General features: G+C 45.0%; 20 protein-coding genes. 4 read left to right on the forward strand and 16 right to left on the reverse strand.

Features of this window, described 5'->3' with window-relative positions:
- Positions 1 to 7: 7 nt before the first annotated feature.
- The gene (locus ACTO17_RS02990) at positions 8 to 1,033 is read right to left on the reverse strand and encodes a hypothetical protein (RefSeq protein WP_482556844.1); all 1,026 of its coding nucleotides are present in this window, start codon (positions 1,031 to 1,033) and stop codon (positions 8 to 10) included.
- Entirely contained in the window at positions 1,030 to 2,718 is a 1,689-nt protein-coding gene (locus tag ACTO17_RS02995) for an AAA family ATPase (RefSeq protein WP_482556845.1), read from the reverse strand. Before ACTO17_RS02995 ends, ACTO17_RS02990 begins: the two co-directional genes overlap by 4 nt.
- Positions 2,719 to 3,004: 286 nt before the next feature.
- On the opposite strand from ACTO17_RS02995, the gene ACTO17_RS03000 reads away from it, so the two are divergent.
- Positions 3,005 to 4,315 carry an alpha-amylase family glycosyl hydrolase gene (locus tag ACTO17_RS03000; protein ID WP_482556846.1) on the forward strand — a complete coding sequence of 437 codons (1,311 nt, stop codon included), beginning with the start codon at positions 3,005 to 3,007 and terminating at the stop codon, positions 4,313 to 4,315.
- A 153-nt stretch (positions 4,316 to 4,468) separates the two neighbouring features.
- Here the strand turns inward: ACTO17_RS03000 and ACTO17_RS03005 are convergent, their stop codons facing one another.
- From ACTO17_RS03005 to ACTO17_RS03020, 4 genes are all read right to left on the reverse strand, one after another.
- The gene (locus ACTO17_RS03005) at positions 4,469 to 4,912 is read right to left on the reverse strand and encodes a threonine/serine exporter family protein (RefSeq protein ID WP_482556847.1); all 444 of its coding nucleotides are present in this window, start codon (positions 4,910 to 4,912) and stop codon (positions 4,469 to 4,471) included.
- A complete protein-coding gene (locus tag ACTO17_RS03010) occupies positions 4,909 to 5,688 on the reverse strand; it encodes a threonine/serine exporter family protein (RefSeq protein WP_482556848.1) in 780 nt (259 codons plus the stop codon). Before ACTO17_RS03010 ends, ACTO17_RS03005 begins: the two co-directional genes overlap by 4 nt.
- A gap of 7 nt (positions 5,689 to 5,695) precedes the next feature.
- Positions 5,696 to 7,327 (reverse strand): O-antigen ligase family protein, encoded by a 1,632-nt coding sequence (locus ACTO17_RS03015; protein ID WP_482556849.1) that lies wholly within the window; start codon positions 7,325 to 7,327, stop codon positions 5,696 to 5,698.
- A 100-nt stretch (positions 7,328 to 7,427) separates the two neighbouring features.
- Positions 7,428 to 9,215, reverse strand: a complete 1,788-nt coding sequence (locus ACTO17_RS03020) for an Ig-like domain-containing protein (RefSeq protein WP_482556850.1) — start codon at positions 9,213 to 9,215, stop codon at positions 7,428 to 7,430.
- Between the two features lie 822 nt (positions 9,216 to 10,037).
- Here ACTO17_RS03020 and ACTO17_RS03025 point away from each other — a divergent pair.
- The 3 genes from ACTO17_RS03025 (at position 10,038) to ACTO17_RS03035 (ending at position 12,637) form a co-directional block, all read left to right on the forward strand.
- Positions 10,038 to 10,856 carry a hypothetical protein gene (locus tag ACTO17_RS03025; protein WP_482556851.1) on the forward strand — a complete coding sequence of 273 codons (819 nt, stop codon included), beginning with the start codon at positions 10,038 to 10,040 and terminating at the stop codon, positions 10,854 to 10,856.
- Between the two features lie 539 nt (positions 10,857 to 11,395).
- On the forward strand, positions 11,396 to 12,172 hold the full coding sequence (locus tag ACTO17_RS03030) for a hypothetical protein (RefSeq protein ID WP_482556852.1): 777 nt from the start codon (positions 11,396 to 11,398) through the stop codon (positions 12,170 to 12,172).
- 267 nt (positions 12,173 to 12,439) lie between these two features.
- A complete protein-coding gene (locus tag ACTO17_RS03035; protein ID WP_482556853.1) occupies positions 12,440 to 12,637 on the forward strand; it encodes a hypothetical protein in 198 nt (65 codons plus the stop codon).
- 34 nt (positions 12,638 to 12,671) lie between these two features.
- On the opposite strand, the gene ACTO17_RS03040 is transcribed toward ACTO17_RS03035, so the two are convergent.
- The 10 genes from ACTO17_RS03040 to clpB form a co-directional block, all read right to left on the reverse strand.
- A complete protein-coding gene (locus ACTO17_RS03040) occupies positions 12,672 to 13,538 on the reverse strand; it encodes an MBL fold metallo-hydrolase (protein WP_482556854.1) in 867 nt (288 codons plus the stop codon).
- A 50-nt stretch (positions 13,539 to 13,588) separates the two neighbouring features.
- Positions 13,589 to 14,248, reverse strand: a complete 660-nt coding sequence (locus tag ACTO17_RS03045; RefSeq protein WP_482556855.1) for a GTP pyrophosphokinase — start codon at positions 14,246 to 14,248, stop codon at positions 13,589 to 13,591.
- A 32-nt stretch (positions 14,249 to 14,280) separates the two neighbouring features.
- A complete protein-coding gene (locus tag ACTO17_RS03050; protein WP_482556856.1) occupies positions 14,281 to 15,576 on the reverse strand; it encodes an aspartate aminotransferase type Ic in 1,296 nt (431 codons plus the stop codon).
- 202 nt (positions 15,577 to 15,778) lie between these two features.
- Positions 15,779 to 17,098: a replication-associated recombination protein A gene (locus ACTO17_RS03055; protein ID WP_482556857.1), complete on the reverse strand. Its 1,320-nt coding sequence runs from the start codon at positions 17,096 to 17,098 to the stop codon at positions 15,779 to 15,781.
- Between the two features lie 37 nt (positions 17,099 to 17,135).
- Positions 17,136 to 18,452 (reverse strand): sensor histidine kinase, encoded by a 1,317-nt coding sequence (locus ACTO17_RS03060; protein ID WP_482556858.1) that lies wholly within the window; start codon positions 18,450 to 18,452, stop codon positions 17,136 to 17,138.
- Positions 18,449 to 19,147, reverse strand: coding sequence for a LytR/AlgR family response regulator transcription factor (locus ACTO17_RS03065; protein WP_482556859.1), 699 nt, complete (start codon positions 19,145 to 19,147; stop codon positions 18,449 to 18,451). Before ACTO17_RS03065 ends, ACTO17_RS03060 begins: the two co-directional genes overlap by 4 nt.
- A 147-nt stretch (positions 19,148 to 19,294) precedes the next feature.
- Positions 19,295 to 20,041, reverse strand: coding sequence for a polysaccharide deacetylase family protein (locus ACTO17_RS03070; protein ID WP_482556860.1), 747 nt, complete (start codon positions 20,039 to 20,041; stop codon positions 19,295 to 19,297).
- A gap of 41 nt (positions 20,042 to 20,082) precedes the next feature.
- On the reverse strand, positions 20,083 to 21,507 hold the full coding sequence (locus tag ACTO17_RS03075) for a hypothetical protein (protein ID WP_482556861.1): 1,425 nt from the start codon (positions 21,505 to 21,507) through the stop codon (positions 20,083 to 20,085).
- A 15-nt stretch (positions 21,508 to 21,522) separates the two neighbouring features.
- Entirely contained in the window at positions 21,523 to 21,888 is a 366-nt protein-coding gene (locus ACTO17_RS03080; protein WP_482556862.1) for a GntR family transcriptional regulator, read from the reverse strand.
- Positions 21,889 to 21,980: 92 nt separating this feature from the next.
- On the reverse strand, positions 21,981 to 24,566 hold the full coding sequence (gene clpB / locus ACTO17_RS03085) for an ATP-dependent chaperone ClpB (RefSeq protein WP_482556863.1): 2,586 nt from the start codon (positions 24,564 to 24,566) through the stop codon (positions 21,981 to 21,983).
- Positions 24,567 to 24,831 lie beyond the last annotated feature (265 nt).

Here is a 24,831-nt window from a genome sequence, read left to right on the forward strand (position 1 = left end):
GGCAGATTCATTCCTGCACAAACGCACACAGCAATTCTAACTCAACTTCTGAAATATCCGCTTCCACCGGGTACTGGATGAAGCAGGCCTTCATCTTTTTGCCGTGCATACCCTCCTTTCTGGCAGAGCTGCCTGCCAGAAAGAAAGCGGTTGCCCCGGTATGGATTTTCACCTTTTCCTGCAGCTGCTTTTTGGTGTAAAATTCCAGAGAGGCTTCCTCGCACTCATATTCAATCTGCAGATTCCGCATTCCCGGCGGACAGATTTCCTGTATATAATCCATCAGCAGTTTATAATCCTCCTGGGAAAATCCCTCCTCCGAAGCCTGTTCCGCCTTTAGTTTATTATATTTTTCTTTCATTTCGGAAAGCGTGTCCGCAAGTTCAATGTAATTGATGCAATATGAAATTTCTCTCTGCAGCTTTTCACAGTAAAATTTCTGCATTTTTCCATCCTGCTGCCCCACCGCCGCTTTTATACTCTGATTCACTGGAATATGGTAATGCCGGGGCTCCGTGATAATTTCCAGAGTTTTTAAATCCTCTTCTGAAAAGGGCATCTTCTCATATTCCCCTTCCAGCTCCATCAGCAAATACTGCACCATGGACAGGGGGCGTTTTTCCAGAAAGCCAAAGGAAACCCCGTGAAACATCAGCTGATACACAAGCCCCCTTCCCTCCAGATTATATTCCTCCATTCTGCCTCCGCTTCCGGAACGGAATCCGTATTCTTTTCCATTGATCCGAATTCCCCGAATCACTTCCAGAAGATTGCGTTCCCCTTCGTTCAGTTCCATCATCTTTTCTTCCCAAAGCGTAAGGGTTCCCTGCCGGCGTTTCTTTTCCATTTTCACACGCTCTTCCTGAAGTTCCGTAACATCCTCATCTTCCGCAAACAGGCACAGGGTCAGCCTGTTTTCTTCCCGGAATATCACTGCCAAAAGCGCCGATTCTCCGGAAATCTCCAGTTCCATCCCCGGATACAGAGCTTCCTCAAACTTGTGCATGCAGCAGCGAATATCTTGTATTGTCATATTTCTCCTCCAATCAGTACTTTTTTACCGCAAAATGCAAATCCATATTTTCGAATATTTTCTTTTGGAATCCCTCTGGCAGTCAGAGAGGCCTCGTAACGCTGCCGTTCAATCTGCCGCAGCGCCGCATCCACCGTATCAGACAGATCCTTCTCTTCGCTGCTTTGCACTTTAAATTCCAGTATCATTGCCGGATCACTTTTTTCTTTCGGCTCCAGCATAACATCATATCTGCCAAACCCGCTCTCCCGATTGGAAGTAAGCACATATCTGCCGTTTAATTCCACCATCAGTCCTAATACAAAGCCATGGTAAAAACGTTCAGGTTCTCCTCCCGAAAGACTCTTTCCCGTATCAAAATAACTGAACACAGCCAATGCTACTTTATTCATATAATGATTCATTGCGGTCAAATCGCCCTTCAGCAATGCTTTTACAAAATCATTATATTCTTCTTCATATTCTCCAAACCAATCACGGATCATCTGCTCAAACATAATCTGCACCTCTTTATTCGTCAGCGCCAAATTATAATTCCAGCGTCCTGTAAATTCATCAAATTCCACTCCCACCGCCTTTAAATATCCGCTGGCAAGCAGCAGGCTCCAAATGGCATTTTTTCTTACCTTCAATTGATTATATACAATCTGTTCATCCATGTCTACTTTCAGAATTCTGCCTTGCATTAATTCTTCAAAATCCTGCTTTACTTTCCTGCTTCCCTCCTGAAGCAGTTTTCCAAGCAGGCTGTTGGAACTGGTATTTACCCAGTAAGCCCCCAATTCCCGATTATCCAAATAATTAATCACAGACCAGGGATTGTAAATATCACTCTTACCTCCAAATGTAAAACCATCATACCAGGTTTTCACCTGCTGTTTTCGATCAGATAAACCGAATTCATCCAATGCCGCAAAAACTTCTTCTTCTGTGAATCCAAAACTTTCCGCATACTCTTTTGATGTGGTGGTCACTACTTTCAGATTATTCAGGTCTGAAAAAACAGATTCTTTACTGACTCTGGTAATCCCCGTCATAATCGCCCGTTCCAGATATGGATTTGTTTTAAATGTAGAATGGAACAGGCCTCTGATTAATTCCACTGCTTCTTCCCAATAACCGCTGACATAAGCTTCCTGCATGGGAGTATCATATTCATCCAGAAGAATAATCACTTTTTTTCCATAATAGCGATATAGATAATTTGCCAGAGCTTTCAAAGAATAGGAAATTTCATTGGTTTCCATGGCTACAGATATATTCTGAAACTCTTTTTTCTCACATTCATTCAGCGCATCGCTTTTCAAAAGAAAATCATATTGGTTATATACTGCCTTGATAATTCTGCACAATTTTTTTCTCATCTGCCCGCAGCTGGTTTCTTTGATATCTGCAAAACTCAGAAAAATTACCGGATACGTTCCCTGCAATTGACGGAACCGTTCATTTTCCCAAATCGAAAGCCCTTCAAATAAATCTCCCCGATTGTTATATTCCACAGAGAAAAACTGTTCTGTCATACTCATATTCAACGTTTTGCCAAATCTTCTGGGGCGTGCAATTAAGGTCACAGGATCATCCGCCTCCCACCACTCTCGAATAAAATCTGTTTTATCTACATAAAAAATATTTTTCATTCTTACAGTTTCAAAATTCTGGTGCCCAATTCCTGTTTTTCTTGCCATTACCATACCTCTTTTCTGCTCTCTTAGAACCTATTATACTGTATCGCTCCTGAGAATACAATTTTTTTCCTGATTTCCAAAAACACAGGAAGTCTCACAATACTTTTCACAGTTTCAGAAGAAAATTTTGTAATTTTTCCCATTGTCATCCAAGAGATTTCTCTTTATAATGAACTTATCTTGTTTCACTTGCTAAATTCTGAATTGTTACGAGATATGCCGCCTGAATGCCGCGGCTCCTGACGGAACCTGGCAGGGAGGCAGTAAATAGAAAGGAGCTTATATTATGTGGGCTTACGAAAGTGTGTTTTATCAGATTTATCCCCTGGGATTCTGCGGCGCTCCCTTTGAAAATGACGGCGTCAGCGAAAGCCGGATTTTAAAGGTGAAAGAATGGATTCCCCATCTGGAACAATTAGGGGTGAACGCCATTTATTTCTCCCCGCTGTTTGAATCAGACACTCATGGCTACAATGCCAGGGATTACCGCAGCATCGATGTGCGTTTGGGCACCAATGAGGACTTTAAAGAGGTGTGCGCGGCGCTCCATAAAGCCGGTATCCGCGTTGTGTTAGACGGCGTGTTTAACCATGCCGGACGGGGATTTTTTGCATTCCAGGATGTGGTGCAGAACCGGGAAAATTCCAGATACCGTGACTGGTTCCACATCGATTTCAACGGCAATTCCAACTATAACGACGGATTGTGGTATGAAGGATGGGAAGGCAATTACGATCTGGTCAAATTAAATCTCAGAAATGAAGAAGTCATTCAATACCTTCTGGAGAGCATTGATCTGTGGGTGAAAGAATGGGACATTGACGGACTTCGCCTGGATGTTGCCTATTGCCTGGATCATGATTTTGTCCGGAGACTGCGCAGCCACTGCGACAGCCTGAAAGAAGATTTTTTCCTGGTGGGAGAAATGCTTCACGGAGATTACAACCAGCTTGTCAATGACGCCATGCTGCATTCCGCCACCAATTACGAATGCTACAAGGGGCTTCACTCCAGCTTTAATTCCATGAACATGTTCGAGATCAATCATTCCCTGCTGCGTCAGTTTGGGCCGGAAAACTGGACATTGTACAAAGGAAAGCATCTCTTGAGCTTTGTGGACAACCACGATGTTTCCAGAATTGCCACAATACTGGGCAATGCTTCCCACCTTCCGCTGATTTATGCACTGGCCTTCGGTATGCCGGGCATTCCCTGTGTCTACTACGGCAGCGAATGGGGAACTGAAGGAGACAAGAAAAACGGCGATCCAAGCCTGCGCCCCAGCTTCGATGCGCCAAAGTGGAATGAACTGACTGACTGGATTGCCCGCCTGACAGCTGCGAAAAAGAACTCCAACGCGCTGAATTACGGTGATTTCCGCTCTGTGGTACTGACTAATAAGCAGTGTATCTTTGAACGGAAAACAGACAGTGAACGGGTGCTGGTTGCCATCAACGCAGACAGCGAACCTTACACCGCCCATTTCGACGCAGGATGCGGAATGGCAGAAGATTTGATTTCCGGAGAATCCCATGATTTCGGGGGCGGAAGCGAATTGCCTCCTTACAGTGCATATTTCTGGAAATGTGAGAAATAAAAATAAAAACGGCCGTTGGAAAATGACTGGTTCCTGCAAATATATGCCGTGATTTATAATCATGGCCGTATATGATGTGGGAATCCCATTTTCTGACAGCCTTTTTATTTGGACAATATCAACACACATGGCCTGTATGAAACAGCCGCAGCACTACTTTTTGCTGCAAACTCTCCCCAACCGGTTAAACCAGCTCTGAGGCAGCATCAGCCCAAAGATAATTCCCAGCACAATCGCTCCTGCAATCTTAAAGGTTTCCATTCCTTTTGCCGCGCATTGCTCCAAATCATTCATAATCAGATAATACGAGGTATAATATATTCCGGACCCAGGCACCAGTGTAAATATTCCTGTAATTAAAAACACCGTACTGGGCATTTTCCGAACCGCCGACAAAATCCTGGCGATCAAAGTGAGCACCAGTGCAGCCCAGATGGAGGCAAGAACTGTGCCTGTCCCTTTAGATATGCAGAACAGATACACCATCCAACCGACGGCCCCATTAATTCCGCACAGCAGATACTCAGAACGGGGCACATGAAACAGCACCGCAAAAGCAATGGTAGCAGCCATAGAGATCAAAATCTGATCTGTCATAGCAAAAATGCGCCTCCTCCCATCAATTGAAATATCTTAATTACTCCGCCTACCCCAATGGCAATACACATACCGGTCAGCAATGCGTCAATCATCCGGATACTTCCTGACAGATAATCTCCGTTAAATAAATCCCGGATAGCGGTGGTCAGCGCCACTCCCGGCACCAGGGGAATAATTCCGCCAATTACTACTTTATCTGACAATATTCCGGCTCCGGCCGCAAACAGCAGCAAACTTCCCGCCGTCACCAGCGCACTTCCCAGAATATTCATAAGAAATCTGGAAGCATGATAGTTGGCTGCAAGAATCAGAAAAATCTCCAGAAACACTCCCAGAAAAAAAGATACCATACTGTCATAGGGACGCCCTCCCAACAAATAGCAAAATCCTGCGCTGCCGACGCCGCAGGCAAAAATCATTGCCAGTTTTCCTTCACTGTATGAATTCCTGCACTGTTCCAACCGCTCAAAGGCTTCTGAAATACTGCATTTTTTTTCACATATTTCCCGGGACAGCTGGTTAATTTCCGCCACCCGTTGCAAATTCACCTCGCCAATGGGCACATAGCGCACCATACTTCCGGCATCCTCCCGCTGTTCATAGACTGTGGCAAAGATTCCGTTGGTGATTACAAACACATGGTAATCTTCGATTCCATAGGCTTCCAGAATGCGGCTCACCGTCTCCTGCACACGGTAAATTTCACCGCCGCTTTTTAACAGCACCTCGCCCACTGATATGGCAAGGTTCAATGTTACTTTACTTTCCGGCATGTTGCTGTTATCCTTTCAGAAAAGTTTTTTCTTTATAATGCCTCTGTAAGCTCTTCCATATTCCCAAATATAAGAAAAGCATCGGCATCAGAAAAGCAGTGGGGTTATTTACCATACTCTGGGCCATATAACTGAATATCATAACGGTTCCCATCATCAGTACCGGAGCATGGCGGGACTGTTTTCCTGCCAGCAGGGCGCTGCTGATCAGAAGCCCGAAATAGCTGACTGTCCCAAATATTCCCGTAATAGACAAAAACTGAAGTAATTCATTGTGGGGATCTATAATCCGTCCCCCGTAACTTGCCAGTTCCGCCCCCTGGTATTCATACAGGAACAAGTGAAAGGTATTCAGCCCGTATCCGAAAAATTTTCTGCCCGCCGGCAGCTTTTTCCAGGCAATCCAGGTCTGCTTCCAAATCACGCCCCGGCTGCTTCCGAAATTATCCTGCAGCTTCAGCCGGTTCATCCACTGAAGCATCCCATCCCACTGCTTTTCCCCGGACAGATTGGCGATCAACACTGCAGCAGCCGCAAGGCCAAAGAAAACTGCTGTCAGTATGAAAAATACTCTGCGTATGTTCCGATAAGGAATCTCCCATTTTTTCTTTTCCGCTGTTATCACAAGAATCAAAAGAAAAATCAAAAAAACTCCCTCTGCCAGCAGCACAGTCCTGCTGATCATAAAATTCTGTAACTTCAGCCCCAGAAAACGCTGTTTGATAAATGCATCTGTGTTTCCTGCGCCTGCAGCCAGCGTCAGCTTCAAAATCAGGCTTGCGCCCCAGAACATCAGGCACACTTCCAGAAAACGTCTGGCATAATCATGATTTTTCAGTGAAAACCAGAGCATTACCAGAAAAGACATGCCCAGGCCCAATATCCAACCATCCGTATTTGATGCATAGGCTCCATAGAAACCCAATGTCAAAAATATACCATAGAGCCCCCTGGAAAGCAAGCCGTCTGAAAGATAATACAATACCATTCCCACCGGAAGCGTCATACAAAAATACGTACCGCAGGCGTTTACATTCCCGATTGTACTTGCAAACATTCCAATCTGATTCGGCTGCATATCATCCCACAGATGGAATACATTTATGCCCCAGAACTGCAGAATTAAAATCAGGCTTACCAGTCCGCCGGAAATCAGGAAAATCCAGGCGATCCAAATCCCCGGCCGCAGATATTTTCCCAAAATCACGTATACCGCAATGCAGAGCGCAAACATAATTGCCCCCAAATGTCTCCCGTCTGTGCCATAAAAAGATTCTGAGGGGTTCACAGAACATACAGTGGCAATGATCACCGTCGCCGCCAGACCAATGGCAAACCAGGAATCTATGGGGATCTGTTTCAGCGTTTCTTTCAGATCTTTCTTTGTATTTGCTGTTTTCTTTCCTGTTCTTCCAGTTTTTCGCTCCTGCAGATATCCTGTTCCGGCAAGTATCACCGTCAGTACCGTTAAACCGGCGCCGCAGAAGTAGAAAAACATCATTTTAGCCTCCGCAATATTGAAGTAGCCGTCCTGGAAAAACAGAGGGAAGAACCCCAGCATAAGGATGACGAAGAGGGATGCTATGGCTGCTTCCATCTCAAACATCACATTTCCGCTTTGTTTCGCTTTTTGCTTCATTTCTATTTCCTCCTGAATATATAATAGCACCTGAACAGTCTCCTGCCCAGATGCTATTTTAAATTCATACTTCTTGAGCTAATGCTCTATGTATTGGCTATTATTTTACTGTAACCGGAATAGTTGCTACTGCACCTTTCTTAGTTGTTACAATAATTGTAGCTTTACCTTTCTTCTTACCTGTTACAACACCCTTCTTGCTTACGGTTGCAATTTTCTTGTTAGAAGAAACATAAGATTTTACAGAATCTTTCTTTGCCAATGTAACCTGAATCTTTTTGGTTTTCTTTACTTTTACACTGATCTTCTTTGTCTTAACTTTTAATGTTGCAGCTTTTTTGCCTTTTGCATCTTTTACAGTAACAACACAGTCTGCTGATTTGCCGTCTGCGGTTGCTGTGATAACTGCTACACCTTTCTTCTTAGCTGTTACAACACCGTCTTTTACAGATGCAACCTTCTTATCAGAAGTGGTCCATTTAACCTTGCTTGTAGCGCCTTTGCTAAGAGTTGCAGCTAATGCAAAATTATCTTTAACTGTCAGAGTTACTTTGCTCTTAGATAATTTAACGCTAGTAGTTTTCTTAGCCTTCTTTACTACATTTACAGTTATTTTTGCAGATTTATTTCCTGCTTTTGCTGTAATAGTTGCTTTTCCTGTTTTCTTCTTTGCAGTGATTACACCGTTAGCGTTTACAGTAGCAATGTTCTTCTTATTGGAAGTCCATGTTACTTTCTTATTTGTAGCCTTTGCAGGCGCAACTGCTGCTTTTGCATTGAATTTTGTACCTGTTTTCAAATAGATAGTTTTTGCATTCAATGTGATGCCGGAAACTGCTACAGTAGTGTCTGCCGGTTTCTCATCATCTTTCTTATCTTCTGTTACAGTTACAGTACATACATCAGATTTTTTGGAATCAGCTGTAGAAGTAGCTGTAATCTTTGCTGTTCCTGCAGCAACTGCTTTTACATTTCCGCTTGCATCTACAGTAGCTACTTTGTCATTATCACTCTTCCATGTAACTGTTTTAGCAAGTTTTTTGGTTATTGCAGTATCTTTATCTGATGCTAACGCTACTGTTGCTGTAACTTTCTTTGTCTCACCTGCTTTTGCTGTAAGAGTCTTAGGACTTACAGTTACAGATGTTACGGAATCGTTTTTAACTACGGGGACAGGGGGGGTGGGAGCTGCTTCTTCTACATTTACTTTACATGTAATCTGTTTGCCATTTGCTTTAACAGCAACAGTTGCTGTAAATGCGTCTTCATAAGCTTCTCCAGCAGCTGTAAGTGTTACCACACCTGCACTAGTTACAGATATTTTCGCTGCATCATCTGATGACCAATCTGTCTTTGTCGCATTGCTTGGGCTAACTTGATCTCCTAAATTTAAAGAACCTCCTCTTGCTAAAGGATACTCTGGAGCCTTAAAACTTGCATCTGGGCTAACAACTGGTTTTTCATCGTCACCGTCGTCTGGTTCTTCTAAATCGCTTGCAAGCACCTTTACCGTACACTCAAGTGTATTCTGATTTACTTTAGCTGTGATTTTCGCCGTAATTGCATTGTTGTCAGCTTTTCCTGCCTCTGTAAGTGATACTACACCCGCATTGCTTACAGTTATTTTTTCTGCATTATTTGACGTCCAATCTGATGCTGTTCCTGCATTATCTGGACTAATCTCTTTACTTAAGTCCACATTGGCACCATCTGTCCTAGCTAATGTATACTCCGACTTTTTAAATTCAGCCTTCGTACTTTGCTGATCAGCTGCCTGTGCAAATGCTCCATCCACAAAAACAGTGGTCAGGCATACACAGAAAGCCAAAAACGTTGCAAGGAACTTTTTCAAGCTTCCTTTTTGGGTTTTCACCTGTAATTCTGTCATTACAAATCCTCCTTTAAAATTGTTGTTTTTCAGACATCCTTCGTTTTCTGTCTTGTTTATTAACATACCACTTTTTTTCAGGTTTGTCAATTCTATAGAACATATTAATATACTCTATCGAGTAATTTTCCCCCTGGAACTTTCTGGTATTCTCAGATTTCTCCGTATTTTATAGAAAATTTATCAAAATTTTATTGACAATTCGAATTTTTCACTTTATAATTCTGGCTAATACAAAATCTGTTTCTGTCATTACATATTTCGTATTCGTTAAGATAGCATTTCCAGAAAATGTATTCTGAAACCCTTTTTCATATGTACCCAGTATTACAGCAGACAATCTATATTTCGATACACAGGAACTGCCGGATTGCCCTTTGGCTAAACAAACGCTTTATGGGCGTATTGCGCGGAGGCGAAATCCACTGCTTACGGAGACTTAGGAAGGAAGGCTTTCCTGACTTCCTTAGACGCAGTTCACAGTTAGTTCGCCGGAACGCTGCCCAGTTTGTGTGTCAAAGGGCAATCCGGCAGTTCTGCCCGTATCCAAATATAAAACGTTCAACTAAATAAGGAGGTCCCTCTATCAAAACAACATCCTATCCCCCATGGCAGGTCTATGACACCATCTTTAAGCGTATCTTCGCCCTTTCAGGCCCTGCTGTCATCCGTCTCATCAACGGTCTCTTTGAACGTGCTTTTCCCCTGGACAGCTCTGTTTCCTATCCCAACAAAGAACTTATCCGGCCTGATTTGAAACGCAGGTCTCTGGATATTCTGATCACTGTCGCTGAAACAGAAACCTTTCACCTGGAGGCCCAGATGACCAGGGATGAAATGATTGTCTTAAGGGTCTTTGAATACGGCTTCCTCTATGCCATGGCCTCCCGGAACGACCCCCGCTCCCTCCAGTTTCCGGAAGCCGCTGTTATTTACCTGAACCGTAAAAATGACATCCGCAAAAAAGATGTTCTGCATATTTCTTTCGGCAGCCAGGGCAGCTTCGACTTTCAGGTGAAGAGCTTCATCTACTTAAAGCATACCGTAAAGGAGCTAGATCGGATGGGCATGGCCATCCTGATCCCCTTTCAGGCCCTCCGCCTCCGCAGACTCTTGGAGCGGCAGTTCTCCAGCCCGTCTTTCAATCAGCCCAATGCCCGTTCCCCGGCTTTCTCTTCTGAAGAATTCTCACGCTTGCAGGATGAAATCCGCCATGATATAATCGAAAGCATAACGACAAACCTTCAAACTGGCAGCATTACCGAGGACGACGCCGGACAGCTTTTAGACTTAACCTCCCTTTTATATGAACACATCCAAACTCATTTTTGTGAAAAACGGAAAGGAGACGCTATCGATATGAAACCATTATTTCCAGGAACCATTGAACTTCCCAATGACAAATACAGATTCCAGATTGCGGAGTTAAAAGAAGAAAATGCCAGATATGCAGATGAGATTATTCGGTATGCGGATGAAAACGCTAAATTTGCAGATGAAAACGCCAAATTTGCAGATGAAAACGCCAAATTTGCAGATGAGATAATCCGTTATGCCAAAGAAAACGCTAAATTTGCGGATGAAAACGCCAGATTAAAAGCCCGTATCGCAGAGTTGGAAGCCAGGCAGAACGATCATTGATTTTTCAAAATCCCAACAACGCCCTTTTTCATATGCGCCCAGTATTACAACGGACAATCTATATTTCAATACACAGGAACTGCCGGATTGCCCTTTGGCTAAACAAACGCTTTATGGGCGTATTGCGCGGAGGCGAAATCCACTGCTTACGGAGACTTAGGAAGGAAGGCTTTCCTGACTTCCTTAGACGCAGTTCACAGTTAGTTCGCCGGAACGCTGCCCAGTTTGTGTGTCAAAGGGCAATCCGGCAGTTCTGCCCGTATCCAAATATAAAACGTTCAACTAAATAAGGAGGTCCCTCTATCAAAACAACATCCTATCCCCCATGGCAGGTCTATGACACCATCTTTAAGCGTATCTTCGCCCTTTCAGGCCCTGCTGTCATCCGTCTCATCAACGGTCTCTTTGAACGTGCTTTTCCCCTGGACAGCTCTGTTTCCTATCCCAACAAAGAACTTATCCGGCCTGATTTGAAACGCAGGTCTCTGGATATTCTGATCACTGTCGCTGAAACAGAAACCTTTCACCTGGAGGCCCAGATGACCAGGGATGAAATGATTGTCTTAAGGGTCTTTGAATACGGCTTCCTCTATGCCATGGCCTCCCGGAACGACCCCCGCTCCCTCCAGTTTCCGGAAGCCGCTGTTATTTACCTGAACCGTAAAAATGACATCCGCAAAAAAGATGTTCTGCATATTTCTTTCGGCAGCCAGGGCAGCTTCGACTTTCAGGTGAAGAGCTTCATCTACTTAAAGCATACCGTAAAGGAGCTAGATCGGATGGGCATGGCCATCCTGATCCCCTTTCAGGCCCTCCGCCTCCGCAGACTCTTGGAGCGGCAGTTCTCCAGCCCGTCTTTCAATCAGCCCAATGCCCGTTCCCCGGCTTTCTCTTCTGAAGAATTCTCACGCTTGCAGGATGAAATCCGCCATGATATAATCGAAAGCATAACGACAAACCTTCAAACTGGCAGCATTACCGAGGACGACGCCGGGCAGCTTTTAGACTTAACCTCCCTTTTATATGAACACATCCAAACTCATTTTTGTAAAAAACGGAAAGGAAACGCACTCGATATGAAACCATTATTTCCAGGAACCATTGAACTTCCCAATGACAAATACAGATTCCAGATTGCGGAGTTGAAAGAAGAAAATGCCAGATATGCAGATGAGATTATTCGGTATGCGGATGAAAACGCTAAATTTGCAGATGAGATAATCCGTTATGCCAAAGAAAACGCTAAATTTGCGGATGAAAACGCCAGATTAAAAGCCCGTATCGCAGAGTTGGAAGCCAGGCAGAACGATCATTGATTTTTTCAAAATCCCAACAGCGCCCTTTTTCATATGCGCCCAGTATTACAACGGACAATCTATATTTCGATACACAGGAACTGCCGGATTGGTTTGTGTGTCAAAGGGCAATCCGGCAGTTCTGTCCGTATCCAAATATGAAACGTTCGACTAAATAAGGAGGTTCTTCTATCGGACGACGCCGGGCAGCTTTTAGACTTAACCTCCCTTTTATATGAACACATCCAAACTCATTTTTGTGAAAAACGGAAAGGAGACGCTATCGATATGAAACCATTATTTCCAGGAACCATTGAACTTCCCAATGACAAATACAGATTCCAGATTGCAGAGTTGAAAGAAGAAAATGCCAGATATGCGGATGAAAACGCCAAATTTGCAGATGAAATTATTCGATATGCGGATGAAAACGCCAGATTAAAAGCTCGCATCGCAGAGTTGGAAGCCAGGCAGAACGATCATTGATTTTTTCAAAATCCCAACAGACCGTTATATGCCGCTACAAAGTAATGGTTTTCCCAACTTCCGCCAGCACACATTTATCGCCCAGCGCTTCACTGATTGCCGCAATTGCCAATATTCCGGTGCAATGCAGCGGAACTGCCACATCTATCTTTAATTCCTGCAGGGATGCTATGGTTCGCTCCAACTGTTTGGCGCTGCAGCCTTTCAGATGCATTCCTGCCACAAGGCTGTGTATCTGTTCCCCCGGAAAAGAAGCCTGCACATAATACAGGCAATTGATGATTCCAGGATGCGCGCACCCTGCAAATACGCACAATCCCTGTTTTTCCCGGAACACAAGAAGCTGTTCATCTTCCATCGTATCTGCAATTAATTCCCCGGACTGCCGCATCTCTGCTGATACTTCTTTCAGAAATCTGGCAGGTACAGATTCAAACTCTGTGACACAGGGGATTTTTGACAAAAGATATACATTTTCTGCAATTTCTGTGCATCCTGCACCAGTGCAGATAAGATTTGCCTGTTCTTTCATCCACTTTTGAGCATCCTCCCGAATCCCGCCAAACAGCAGCTCTCCTGTGGCCGGATTCCTGGAATATTTCCTGTCAAAAGCCCTTTCATTCACATACACAGGGATTTTCAGCAGTTTTCCGTTGGAATTCTGCTTTCCTATCCACTCCGTCATTCCCCCACAGTGGTCATAATGCCCATGGCTTAAAATAATCCCGTCCAGGCATTCTGGAGCCAGCTTCATTTTCCCGGCATTCTTAAGGAACACCCCGGACTGTCCCATATCAAAGAGATACCTCTTTTCTCCCGTTTCAATCCACAAAGACAGTCCGTGTTCCCCTAAAAATCCTCTTTTATACACTGTATTTTCCGTCAGAATTTTTACGTCCATTTTCCTTCACTCTTGTCATTTTTACTGTACAGATTCTATGGAAAGAATTTTTATGTCCATTCTTCTTTCACTTTCTGCTGCTCTTTTGCCTGTATAATCGCTTCATTCAAAGAAAGCATTTTCGCATCCAGCATTGACACAATTCCGGCGCATTCCTGCAAGTCCCGGCTGATATATTCCGGAGCATTTCCCTCAAATTTGTAATAAATCTTATGCTCCAGGCTGGCCCAGAAATCCATGGCTATGGTTCTGATCTGAATTTCAACCTTTGTATCCACCACCCCGTCAGTCAGAAAAATAGGGACTGTCACTAACATATGATAACTCTTATATCCGCTGTCCTTTGGATTCTTAATATAATCTTTAATGGAGACTACGGTCAGATCATTCTGCCTTCCAATCATCTCTGCTAACCGGTAAATATCAGAGGTAAAAGAGCACACCACCCGGATTCCGGCAATATCATTGATATGCTTCACCATATTTTCAATGGTGCTTTCGTATCCATGGCGTTTCAGCTTCTTCACAATACTTTCCGGAGACTTAATTCTGGACTTTACATATTCTATGGGGTTATACTTATGTACATGTCGGAATTCGTCATTTAAAATATCAACTTTGGTACCCACTTCTTTCAAAGCCGAATTATATAAGAAAATAACCGTTTCCCAACTGGTTACCCCTTCATTAAACTTAACGGGTACTTCCATTTTCTTTTTCTTTCCATCCTTTCTGTTTATTCTCAGGACGCCGGCTTACTCTCCAGAACTTTCTCAATTGTCACTAATTTTACGCATATCACAAAAATATCCGTTGCTATCTTCAGATCCTCCAACGTAGGATACGTAGGCGCAATACGGATTGTGCTGTCTTTGGGGTCTTTTCCGTAAGGGTAGGGCGCTCCGGCAGGCGTCATTGTCACGCCGGCCTTCTTTGCTTTCGCCACAATGGCTTTTGCACAGCCTTCCAGCGCTTCAAAAGCAATAAAATATCCACCCTTGGGCGCGATCCAGCTTCCGGCGCCTGTTCCTTCCAGTTCACGCTCAAAGGTCTCAATAATCATTTCGAATTTCGGACGCAGAATATCTGCGTGTTTCCTCATATGCTCTGTCATGCCGTAAATATCTTTGAAAAATCTTACATGGCGGAGCTGGTTTACTTTGTCATGGCCTATGGTTGCTATCTGCATCTGTTCTTTGATCTCCACCAGGTTGTTGGCTGATGTTGCAATAGCCGCCACACCGGAACCCGGGAAACTGATTTTGGAAGTGGAGCAGAATTTGTATACCATATCCGGATTGCCTGCGCGCTTGCACTCAGCCAGAATTTCCACCAGATTATCCTGATCAATATCATAAAGATGATGCACGCCATATGCATTATCCCAGTAAATACGGAAATCCTTCGCTGCTGGCTTCAGCCTGGCAAAACGGCGGACTGTTTCGTCGGAATAAGTGATTCCCTGGGGATTGGAATATTTCGGCACGCACCAGATTGCCTTAATGGACTCGTCTTTGCTGACTAAATCTTCCACCATATCCATATCCGGACCGGTAGAAAGCATAGGTACATTAATCATTTCTATTCCAAAGTATTCCGTAATGGCAAAATGCCTGTCATATCCCGGCACCGGGCACAAAAACTTCACTTTGTCCAGTTTGCACCAGGGCGTATTTCCCATTACCCCGTGGGTCATGGATCTGGAAACCGTATCGTACATAATATTCAGACTGGAATTTCCATAAATAATAATATTATCCGGATGGCACTCAATCATATCTCCCAGAAGTACCTTTGCCTCCCAAAGCCCGTCCAGTACGCCGTAATTCCGGCAGTCTGTTCCGTCTTCACAGCTCAGATCCGTACTGCTGTTCAGCACATCCATCATTCCCATAGACAAATCCAACTGTTCCGCAGAGGGTTTTCCTCTGGACATATCCAGTTTTAAACCGCTCTTGGCATATTTCCGGTAAGCCGCTTCCAGAGCTGTTTTCTCCTTCATCAATTCTTCCCTGCTCATTTCCTGATATGACTGCATTTTTCATTCCTCCTGAACTTCCATTTTTGAACTGTCCACAACAGTCTTATTTTCTCTTCTCTCTTTTCTCAACATTCCTATTATGCACTATTCCGTTCAGATTGTAAAGCATTTTCTTTCAGAAATTTACATATGTCCGCCAATAACGGACTTTTTGATTATTCTGTCCGCCATTTGAAAAAACAGAAAAAACGGACACCATTTATCCCTTTTTCAAAAAATCAAGATGGGATTTTATCTGTTTTTCATATCCGTTTTCTGTGGGCTCGTAGAATTTTTCTTCAGTGAGACCATCGGGCAGATATTGCTGTTCCACATAATGATTGGGAAAATTATGGGCATACAGATATCCCAGGCCCCGGCCCAGCTTCTGTGCGCCCCGGTAGTGGGAGTCCCTGAGATGCGCCGGAACCGGCGCTGTCTTTGTGGTTTTAACGATGTCCATGGCACGGCCGATGGCCAGGCAGGCGGCGTTGCTTTTAGGCGCGCTTGCCACATAAATGGCAGCCTGGGAAAGAATCAGCTGAGCCTCAGGCATTCCCACCCGTTCCACAGCCTGGGCTGCGCTGACCGCCACCACAAGGGCATTGGGATCTGCATTTCCCACATCCTCAGAAGCGCAGATCATAATCCGCCTGGCAATAAACTTTATATCCTCCCCGGCATAAAGCATCTTGGCCAGATAATAAACTGCCGCATCCGGATCAGAGCCCCGCATGCTCTTGATAAAAGCAGAAATCACGTCATAGTGGTTATCTCCGGTTTTGTCATATTGTACCACTCTTTTCTGAATGCACTCTGAGGCAGCCTCCAGGGTAATATGGATTTTCCCATCCTCTCCCCGGGGCGTTGTAAGAACTCCCAGTTCAATGGCTGTCAGGGCCGCCCGGGCGTCTCCGTTTGCCATGTCAGCCAGAAATTCCAGCGCCTCTTCTTCTAGCAGCGCCTCATAGCTTCCCATTCCTCTTTCCCGATCTGTGACTGCACGCATCAGGATCTCTTTGATCTCTTCTTTTTCCAGAGGCTTCAGTTCAAAAATAATAGAACGGGACAAAAGCGCCCCATTCACTTCAAAATATGGATTTTCCGTGGTAGCGCCTATCAATATCACCGTGCCGTCCTCCACAAAGGGCAAAAGATAATCCTGCTGAGATTTGTTGAAACGGTGAATCTCATCAATGAACAGTATGGTTTTTTTCCCATACATTCCCTGATTGTTCTTGGCCTGCTGAACCACCAGCTCCATATCTTTTTTTCCTGCGGAGGTGGCATTAATCTGAGTAAACTCCGCGCTGGTGGTATTGGCTATGACTTTTGCAAGCGTTGTTTTCCCGGTTCCCGGCGGACCGTAAAAAATAATGGAGCTGAGTTTATCTGCCATAATCGCACGGTACAGAAGCTTGTCCTTCCCTATGATATGCCGCTGCCCTGCCACCTCGTCCAAACTGGCAGGACGCAGACGGCTTGCCAGCGGAGCTTCCTTTTCCTGATTCTGTTCCCGCATATACTCAAATAAATCCATGTATTCTCCTCCTTTGCCTTGCCCTTTCCCTTATCTGCTAAATACGTCCCTGCACATCTTTTCTGTCAGCTTTTATCATCACATCCAACAGGAAATATCCCTCCTGGGTATAGCAAACCATCTCTCCGCCCAGTCTTTTGGCCGCTTCCTGAATGGTGTAAAGACCAAATCCGTGCTCCGCCCCTCCCTTGGTACTGGGCGGCAGTTTTCCCTTTTCCACACAAAGTTCTGCGCTGCAGCGGTTTTTCACCCGGATCATCAGAAATTCCCTGTTGTAACGAAGCTGCACAGACACTTCCCGCTGCTCCTGCGGAAGCTGCTCCACTGCATTCCAGGCATTTTCCAGGCCGTTGGAAATAATCTGGCACAGCTCCATAAAGGGAAGATTTTCCTCTCCTATTTGAATAGACAGCTTTTGTTTTACGCCTGCCCGCTCAAATTTCTGGGAATAGTGGCTGAATATGGCATTCAGATATGGATTTATGCAGAACTGCTGCTGACGTGTTTCCCGTTCATAATCATTGACCATATTCTGCATATATTCCTGGGCTTCTTCTATTTTTCCGGAGGAAATCAAGCCGGACAGTGTGATGGAGTGGGCTTTCATGTCATGTTTTAGCTTCCGGATGTTCTGCTGATTCTCAAGCCTTGCTTCCAATTGTATGTTCTGTTCTTTCCAGATTAACTCTTCCTGCTGTTTGCGGTGTAAAAGCAGCTGCCGGTAAAGAGATGCAAAAATTGTGGCATAGGTCAGAGGCATTAAAATCAAAACCATTACCGCCGCCGGAACCGCCTCTGGCCGGCTGGTAATCACTGTCGGCTGATTCATCACCAGATTCAGCAAAACATAATAGAACGCTGACATCAAAGCAAACAACCCCCAGCCTTTGGAAACCGAATCCTGCAATTCGATATACGGTTTTCTCAGGTGACGAAATGCCAGCCATTCGATGGCAGGAAAAAGCAAAAGACGGCTTATGAGCATGATGACGCATTTCCCGCCGCCCAGATAGAAATCAAGCATATTTGTCACGCAAAGCAGCCAGTATGCCGCTGTATCTGCCAGACAAAAGGTAAACAGGAACCGCCATTTCTTATCTTTGGAAATCCAGTAGAAAAAAATCAGACTCGGAATTGTGCATGTAAAGATCAGAATCCTTCCCATCTGATCCGCCCCCAGTATTGCCATCCCTGACACATTCAGGATAATCAACGGCAGCATTCCTGCAATGGTCAGGAGCACCGTTTTCTTCTGGGAAAATCTGGGACGGTACAGCATAATAAAGAGAATCAGTATATGAAACAGGGACCAAAAGATTGAAATCTGCCGTAATAATTCTGAATTTATCATCATTCCATCTCCTCAAACAGTATTTCCTGATAGCGCCTTTTTACTTCTGCCAGATAACGCCGGGACACCGGAACACTTTGCCCTTTTACCATAAGTTCACTGCCGTTCATGCTGCTGACATGGTACATATTTGCAATAAAGCTCTGATGGCATCTCAAAAACACATCTCCGCAGATCTGCTCTGCAATTTCATTTAATTTCCCTGAGCATTCCTGCACGCTTCCATCCCGGCAATGAATGTAAACGGTATGCTCTCTGCTGCTGACATAGAGAATTTTACCATAAGGGATCATTCCGTTCTGTCCCCTCCAACGAAATCTTAAAGATTTTTCTTTTTCCTTTTGAAGCCAAATGGAAATCCTTTGAATCAAATTCTCCAAATCTTCCTTTTTCACCGGCTTCAGCAAATACTGCACGGCATACAGATCATACGCTTCCCGGTAAAATGCGTCACTGGAAGAAATAAAGCACAGCGCGGCGTTCTCCTCCTCGTTCCGCAGCCGCTCCGCCAGCTCTAAGCCGCTTATGGTATCCAGGTATATATCAATCAGATACAAATCGTATTGTTCCTTCTGATTTCTCACGGAATTCAAAAGCTGACTGGCATTAGAATAAAGCACTACATCATGATTTTCACTCAGCAGTGCTTTCAGCCGCATGGCATCCTCGCGGCAGTCATCACATATTGCAATTTTCATATTACAAATCCTCACTTTAAATTATATTTAACGACATTGTATCATAATCGTAATATGAATTTTATGACAAATTGTGTATATTTTAATACAAATCAGTCCTTTGAATATTGTATCACAACCACCGTATGATTGCTACCTTCTTTTCCCTTATTCAAAAAGAATTTCATCTACTGTTACAAATTCATAGCCCTGTTTCTTCAGTGTATCAATAATTTCCATTGCTGCAGTTACGGAAGTCTCATATCCGTCATGCATCAGAATGATGTCATTTTCCTGTACATTTTTCATGACCTTTTCTACAATTCTGGCATGATTTTTGCTGGACCAGTCCAGAGTGTCCACATCCCAGAGCACTTCTACCATATTCACTTCACCATCCAGTTCCTCATGCCAGTCTCCAAAAGGCGGCCGCAGATAGGAGGGATAAACGCCTGTAATTCCATAAATCAGTTCATTAGTGCGGCTGACCTGGCTGCATGCCTGCTCCATGGGCAGTTTGCTCAATTGCTCATGTTTATAGGAATGATTTCCAATCAGATGCCCGTCTTTCTGAATCTGCTTCACCACTTCAGGGTATTTCTCCACTTCCTGCCCCAACAGGAAAAAAGTCGCTTTCACTTCCCGTTCCTTCAGCGCTTCCAACATCTCCGGCGTATACTGGGGATTTGGCCCGTCATCAAAAGTAAGCGCCACTTTTTTTCTTTCTGAGGCTCCGGCGTCCTCCTGGGCCGGCCCGGAAGCCTGCCGGGTTTTTTCCAGTTTTTCGGCTGCCGCCGCAAGGCTCTGTTTCATCTCTGCCCCTTTTCCAGTTCCGGTGAAAATCAGCCCCAATGCCAGGCAAAGGCAGCATAGATCAAACAGCAGGCATTTTTTCCAAAATTTTTTTCCTTTCATCTGCTGAACGCTCCATAGATATTTCCATAAAATATATGAAACTAGGGATGTATTTTATTCAAAATATCAATGACTGTCTCCCCGTCGTTTCCGCCAAGCAGATACCAGCTGCCTTCTGCCGACTCAATCATAAGAAAGGGCGGCTCTTTTGGATTAATGCAGACCTTAATATCCAGACGGTATGTATCACTGTAAAAATCACCCTTTTTCACCGTTGCCATTCCAGTGCCGCTTTTGCGCCTGATCTCCGGCTCTTCCTCAAGAAGCGTCACCTCTTTTATCTCTGACTGTTCTATCTGATATACTTTTTTCCAGTGATTTGCCGTCAGCGTCCCGTTTTCATAGGCAAGGGACACCGGGGTAAATTCTTCCAGAATACACAAACCGCAGGCGCCTGCCGTAAAAACCACCAATAACGCCAGAATAAAAACCGCAGCATATCTTATGCCGGGCTTTGCCATATTAGCGGTAAGCCCCAAACCGATCCGGGGTTCTACAAATGAACGGCTGTCATTTTTATTATAGTAAACCATACCCCCAATCCAGTATTTATCATCGTCTCCTTCTGCCAAAACTTCCTGCGCCAGATATTTTTTGCTGCTTCTCTCTATTTTTCTCCAACAGCAGAACACCAATGCCGCAGACACCGTCCCGTATAGCGTGCCCGCCGCTGCCATCGACCGTGGAAGCCACTTGACGGGCGCATGGAACGAACAAAGGAACGCCCAGTTCAGCGCGCCTGTCATCCAGGCCATGGAGGCGCAGAGCCTTCCCAGACGGTACTGCCGCAGCTTTGCCGCCTGCAGGTTGACCTGGCTGCTGTAAGTGAACACTTTGGTGCGCTGTCTTTCAAACAGCCTGATATACAGTAAAAACAGCCAGGCTGTCAATGCAATGGACAGCAAAATACATTCTCTGACCTGCAAATTCAGCATCCATGGGCGGTACCGGAAGGGATACAGAAAAACTTCGGCAGCAGGCGCAAGAGACGCAAAAATACATCCTCCATAAATGGCCTTTCTGGAATACTTGATTTTTTCAGCGGCTGCCGCTGTCACGTCAACGAGAATTTCCTCCCGTTCCCTGCTGTTGTCATTTTCCTGCCGGGACGCCAGAAATTCCCGCTTTCGGTCTTTCATTCTGCTGTTGGCCCGCTGAAAGGGAATGAACAAAAACACGATGACAAAAAACATCCAAAAAGTTGCTCCCGTTATTATCAGCGATTCATAGGCCGGCAGCAGGGCGAGAAAGAATAGCAAAATGGATATCAGGGTACAGGATTTCAATTCTTTCTTGTATCTCTTTTTAATTTCCTGCACCTCTGCTTCTTTCGCTCCCTGCCACAGAGTCACCCCAAACAAAACGCCGTTTTTCACATCTGCCAGAAACCAGCATGTGCCCAACAGAATCGGCAGCACCGGCAGCATGCATATTGCCATAACAATTCTTATCCCTGTCATTTCCATAAGATACCTCCTAAATTATCCGTCATATGCTTTCCTGCACAGTTTTGCAAATTCTTCCCCGGAAATTCTGGCAATTTTGGCTTCTGCAGCTAACAGCTCCAGTTCTTTCTCCACTTTCCGTTCCACTGCCTGTTTCCTGCCGCCGGAACACTGTACTTTCGCTCCGTTGCGCCTGTCTGTGATAATATAACCTTCCTGCTTCAAAAGCTGATATGCCTTATTCACAGTCATTGTATTTATCCCAACCTCATCGGCAAGGGCACGGATTGCAGGAAGCCTGTCTCCGTCCAGAAAAACCCCGTCTGCCACAGCCTGCACAATCTGATCTCTGATTTGCTGATAAATAGGCACGCTGCTGGCAAAATCCAGTTTCATAATCATGGGTATCACACCTTTGCATCATTTGTATTATATATAATAATACAAATGATGCAAAAAATCAAGAAATGACGTTGTAGATTATTTTTTATTTTTTATTTTTTACATTTTGCTGTTAAATTTCCATTTTCCGCATCAATCAGGATAGTGTCTCCGGCTCCCACTTCATCCGCGAGAATCAGCTTTGCTGAAAGTGTCTCCACCGTTTTCTGAAGATACCGTTTTAAAGGTCTCGCCCCGTACACCGGATCATAACCGTGCTCCACTGCAAATTCCCGGGCTGCCTGCGTCAGCTCCACAGACACCTCCCGCTCTGCCAAACGCCGGTTCAAATCCGCCAACAGCAGATGGATAATATTTCCAATATCCTGTTTGGTTAAGGGCTTGAATAGAATCGTTTCATCCAGACGGTTCAAAAATTCCGGACGGAAATGATTCTGAAGCTCACTCATCACGGCTGCTTCGCATTCCGGCTGAATCTCACCGTTTTCCCCAATGCCTTCCAACAGATAAGATGAACCCAGATTGGAGGTCATAATCAGTATGGTATTTTTAAAATCCACCGTACGGCCCTGAGAATCGGTAATGCGTCCGTCATCCAGTACCTGAAGCAGTACATGAAACACATCAGGATGAGCCTTCTCCACTTCATCGAACAGTACCACAGAATAGGGCTTCCTGCGCACCGCTTCTGTAAGCTGTCCGCCTTCTTCGTAGCCCACATATCCGGGAGGCGCTCCAATCAGACGGGAAACGGAATATTTCTCCATATATTCACTCATGTCAAGCCTTACCATATTGTTTTCGTCATCAAAGAGACTGGCCGCCAAAGCCTTGGCCAGTTCTGTTTTTCCCACGCCTGTGGGTCCCAGAAACAGGAAGGAGCCAATGGGCTTGCCGGGATCTTTGATGCCTGCTTTGGAGCGGATGATGGCTTCTGTCACCTTGGTGACCCCTTCTTCCTGTCCGATGACCCGTTTATGCAGTTCCTCATCCAGATGCAGCGTTTTATTCCGCTCGCTTTCCGTCAGTTTCACCACCGGAATACCCGTCCAGCGGGAAATGATTTTGGCGATTTCCTCTTCGCTTACATTTTCATGCACCAGGCTTAAATCTTTCTTTTTCACCTGTTCTTCTTCCAGTTCCAACTGGCGTTTCAGCTCTGGTATTTTGCCGTATTGCAGCTCCGCCGCTTTTTCCAGATCGTAATTCTGCTGAGCCATGGCGATTTCTTTGTTGAGGGATTCCAACTCTTCCCGGAGCTTCTGTACCTTTTCCACAGAATTTTTCTCATTGTCCCACTGAGCTTTCCGGGACTGGAACTCGTTTTTCAGGTCTGCCAGTTCTTTTTGCAGCGCTTCCAGACGGTCTTTGCTGAGACGATCCTCTTCTTTTTTCAGAGCGGCTTCTTCAATCTCCATCTGCATCACCCGCCGCTGCAGTTCATCCAGTTCTGTTGGCATGGAATCCAGTTCTGTTTTAATCAGCGCGCAGGCTTCGTCCACCAAATCAATGGCTTTATCCGGCAGGAACCGGTCGCTGATGTAACGGTTCGACAAGGTTGCCGCAGACACCAGTGCGGAATCTGTGATTTTCACTCCATGAAATACTTCATAGCGATCCTTTAAGCCCCGTAAGATAGAAATCGTATCTTCCACTGTAGGCTCCGCCACCAGCACGGGCTGAAATCTCCGCTCTAAAGCGGCGTCTTTCTCAATGTATTCCCGGTATTCATCTAAAGTAGTTGCGCCGATGCAGTGCAGTTCGCCCCGGGCAAGCATGGGCTTTAATAACTGGCCTGCATCCATGGCTCCGTCTGTCTTGCCGGCGCCTACAATCGTATGCAGCTCATCAATAAACAGGATAATCCGGCCGTCGCTGCTTTTAATTTCATCCAGCACGGCTTTTAATCGTTCCTCAAATTCGCCCCGGTACTTGGCTCCTGCCACCAACGCGCCCATATCCAGCGCAAAGAGCCGCTTGTCTTTCAGCCCTTCCGGCACGTCTCCCCGGACAATCCGCTGGGCCAGGCCTTCCACCACCGCTGTTTTCCCTACTCCCGGTTCTCCGATCAGCACTGGATTATTCTTGGTTTTCCGGGACAGAATCCGAACCACATTCCGGATTTCGCTGTCTCTGCCGATGACCGGATCAAGCTTCTGCTCCCTGGCCCGTTCCACCATATCATAACCGTATTTTGCCAGTGTGTCATAGGTGGCTTCCGGATTGTCGGACACTACCTTCTGGTTGCCCCGGACGGTGGCCAATGCCTGCAGGAACCGTTCTCTTGTAATTCCATACTCCTTGAAAATTTCTTTCAACGCCTGATTGGGATACTTTAACAGCGTAAGGAACAGGTGCTCCACAGACACATATTCATCTCCCATTTTCCTGGCTTCATCTTCAGCGCTGACCAATACCTTGTTCAGATTCTGGCCCATGTAAATCTGCCCGCCGGACACTTTCACCCGTTTGGCAAGATGATTTCTGGCATTGTCTGTAAAATGCTCCAGGTTGATTTCCATTTTCTCAATTAACTTCGGAATCAGGCCGTCCTCCTGAGACAGCAAAGACAGCAGTAAATGTTCCTGTTCAATTTCCTGATTTCCGTATTCATATGCCAGTTTTTCACAGCCGTTGATGGCTTCAATTGATTTCTGTGTAAATTTCTGAATATTCATAAGGGGTCCTCCTTCCCTTCTGTACTATTATGGATCAATGGCCGCTGTGCCATTCGGACTTTGGCTATTTCCTTGTTCTATGTCTGGTATAACAATATCACTGTTTGTTAGCCATGTCAATAGGTGAGTGCTAATAATGGATGAAAATTTTATGAAGTGGTGATTTTACACAATGTCATTAACTTAAGGAATCTTTTACATTTTGAATGGTAAAAGGTTCCTTTTTTCGGTGTTTATACTGTATAATGAAAATAGCTAACTGATG

It is taken from the genome of Petralouisia sp. (genome assembly GCF_056822245.1).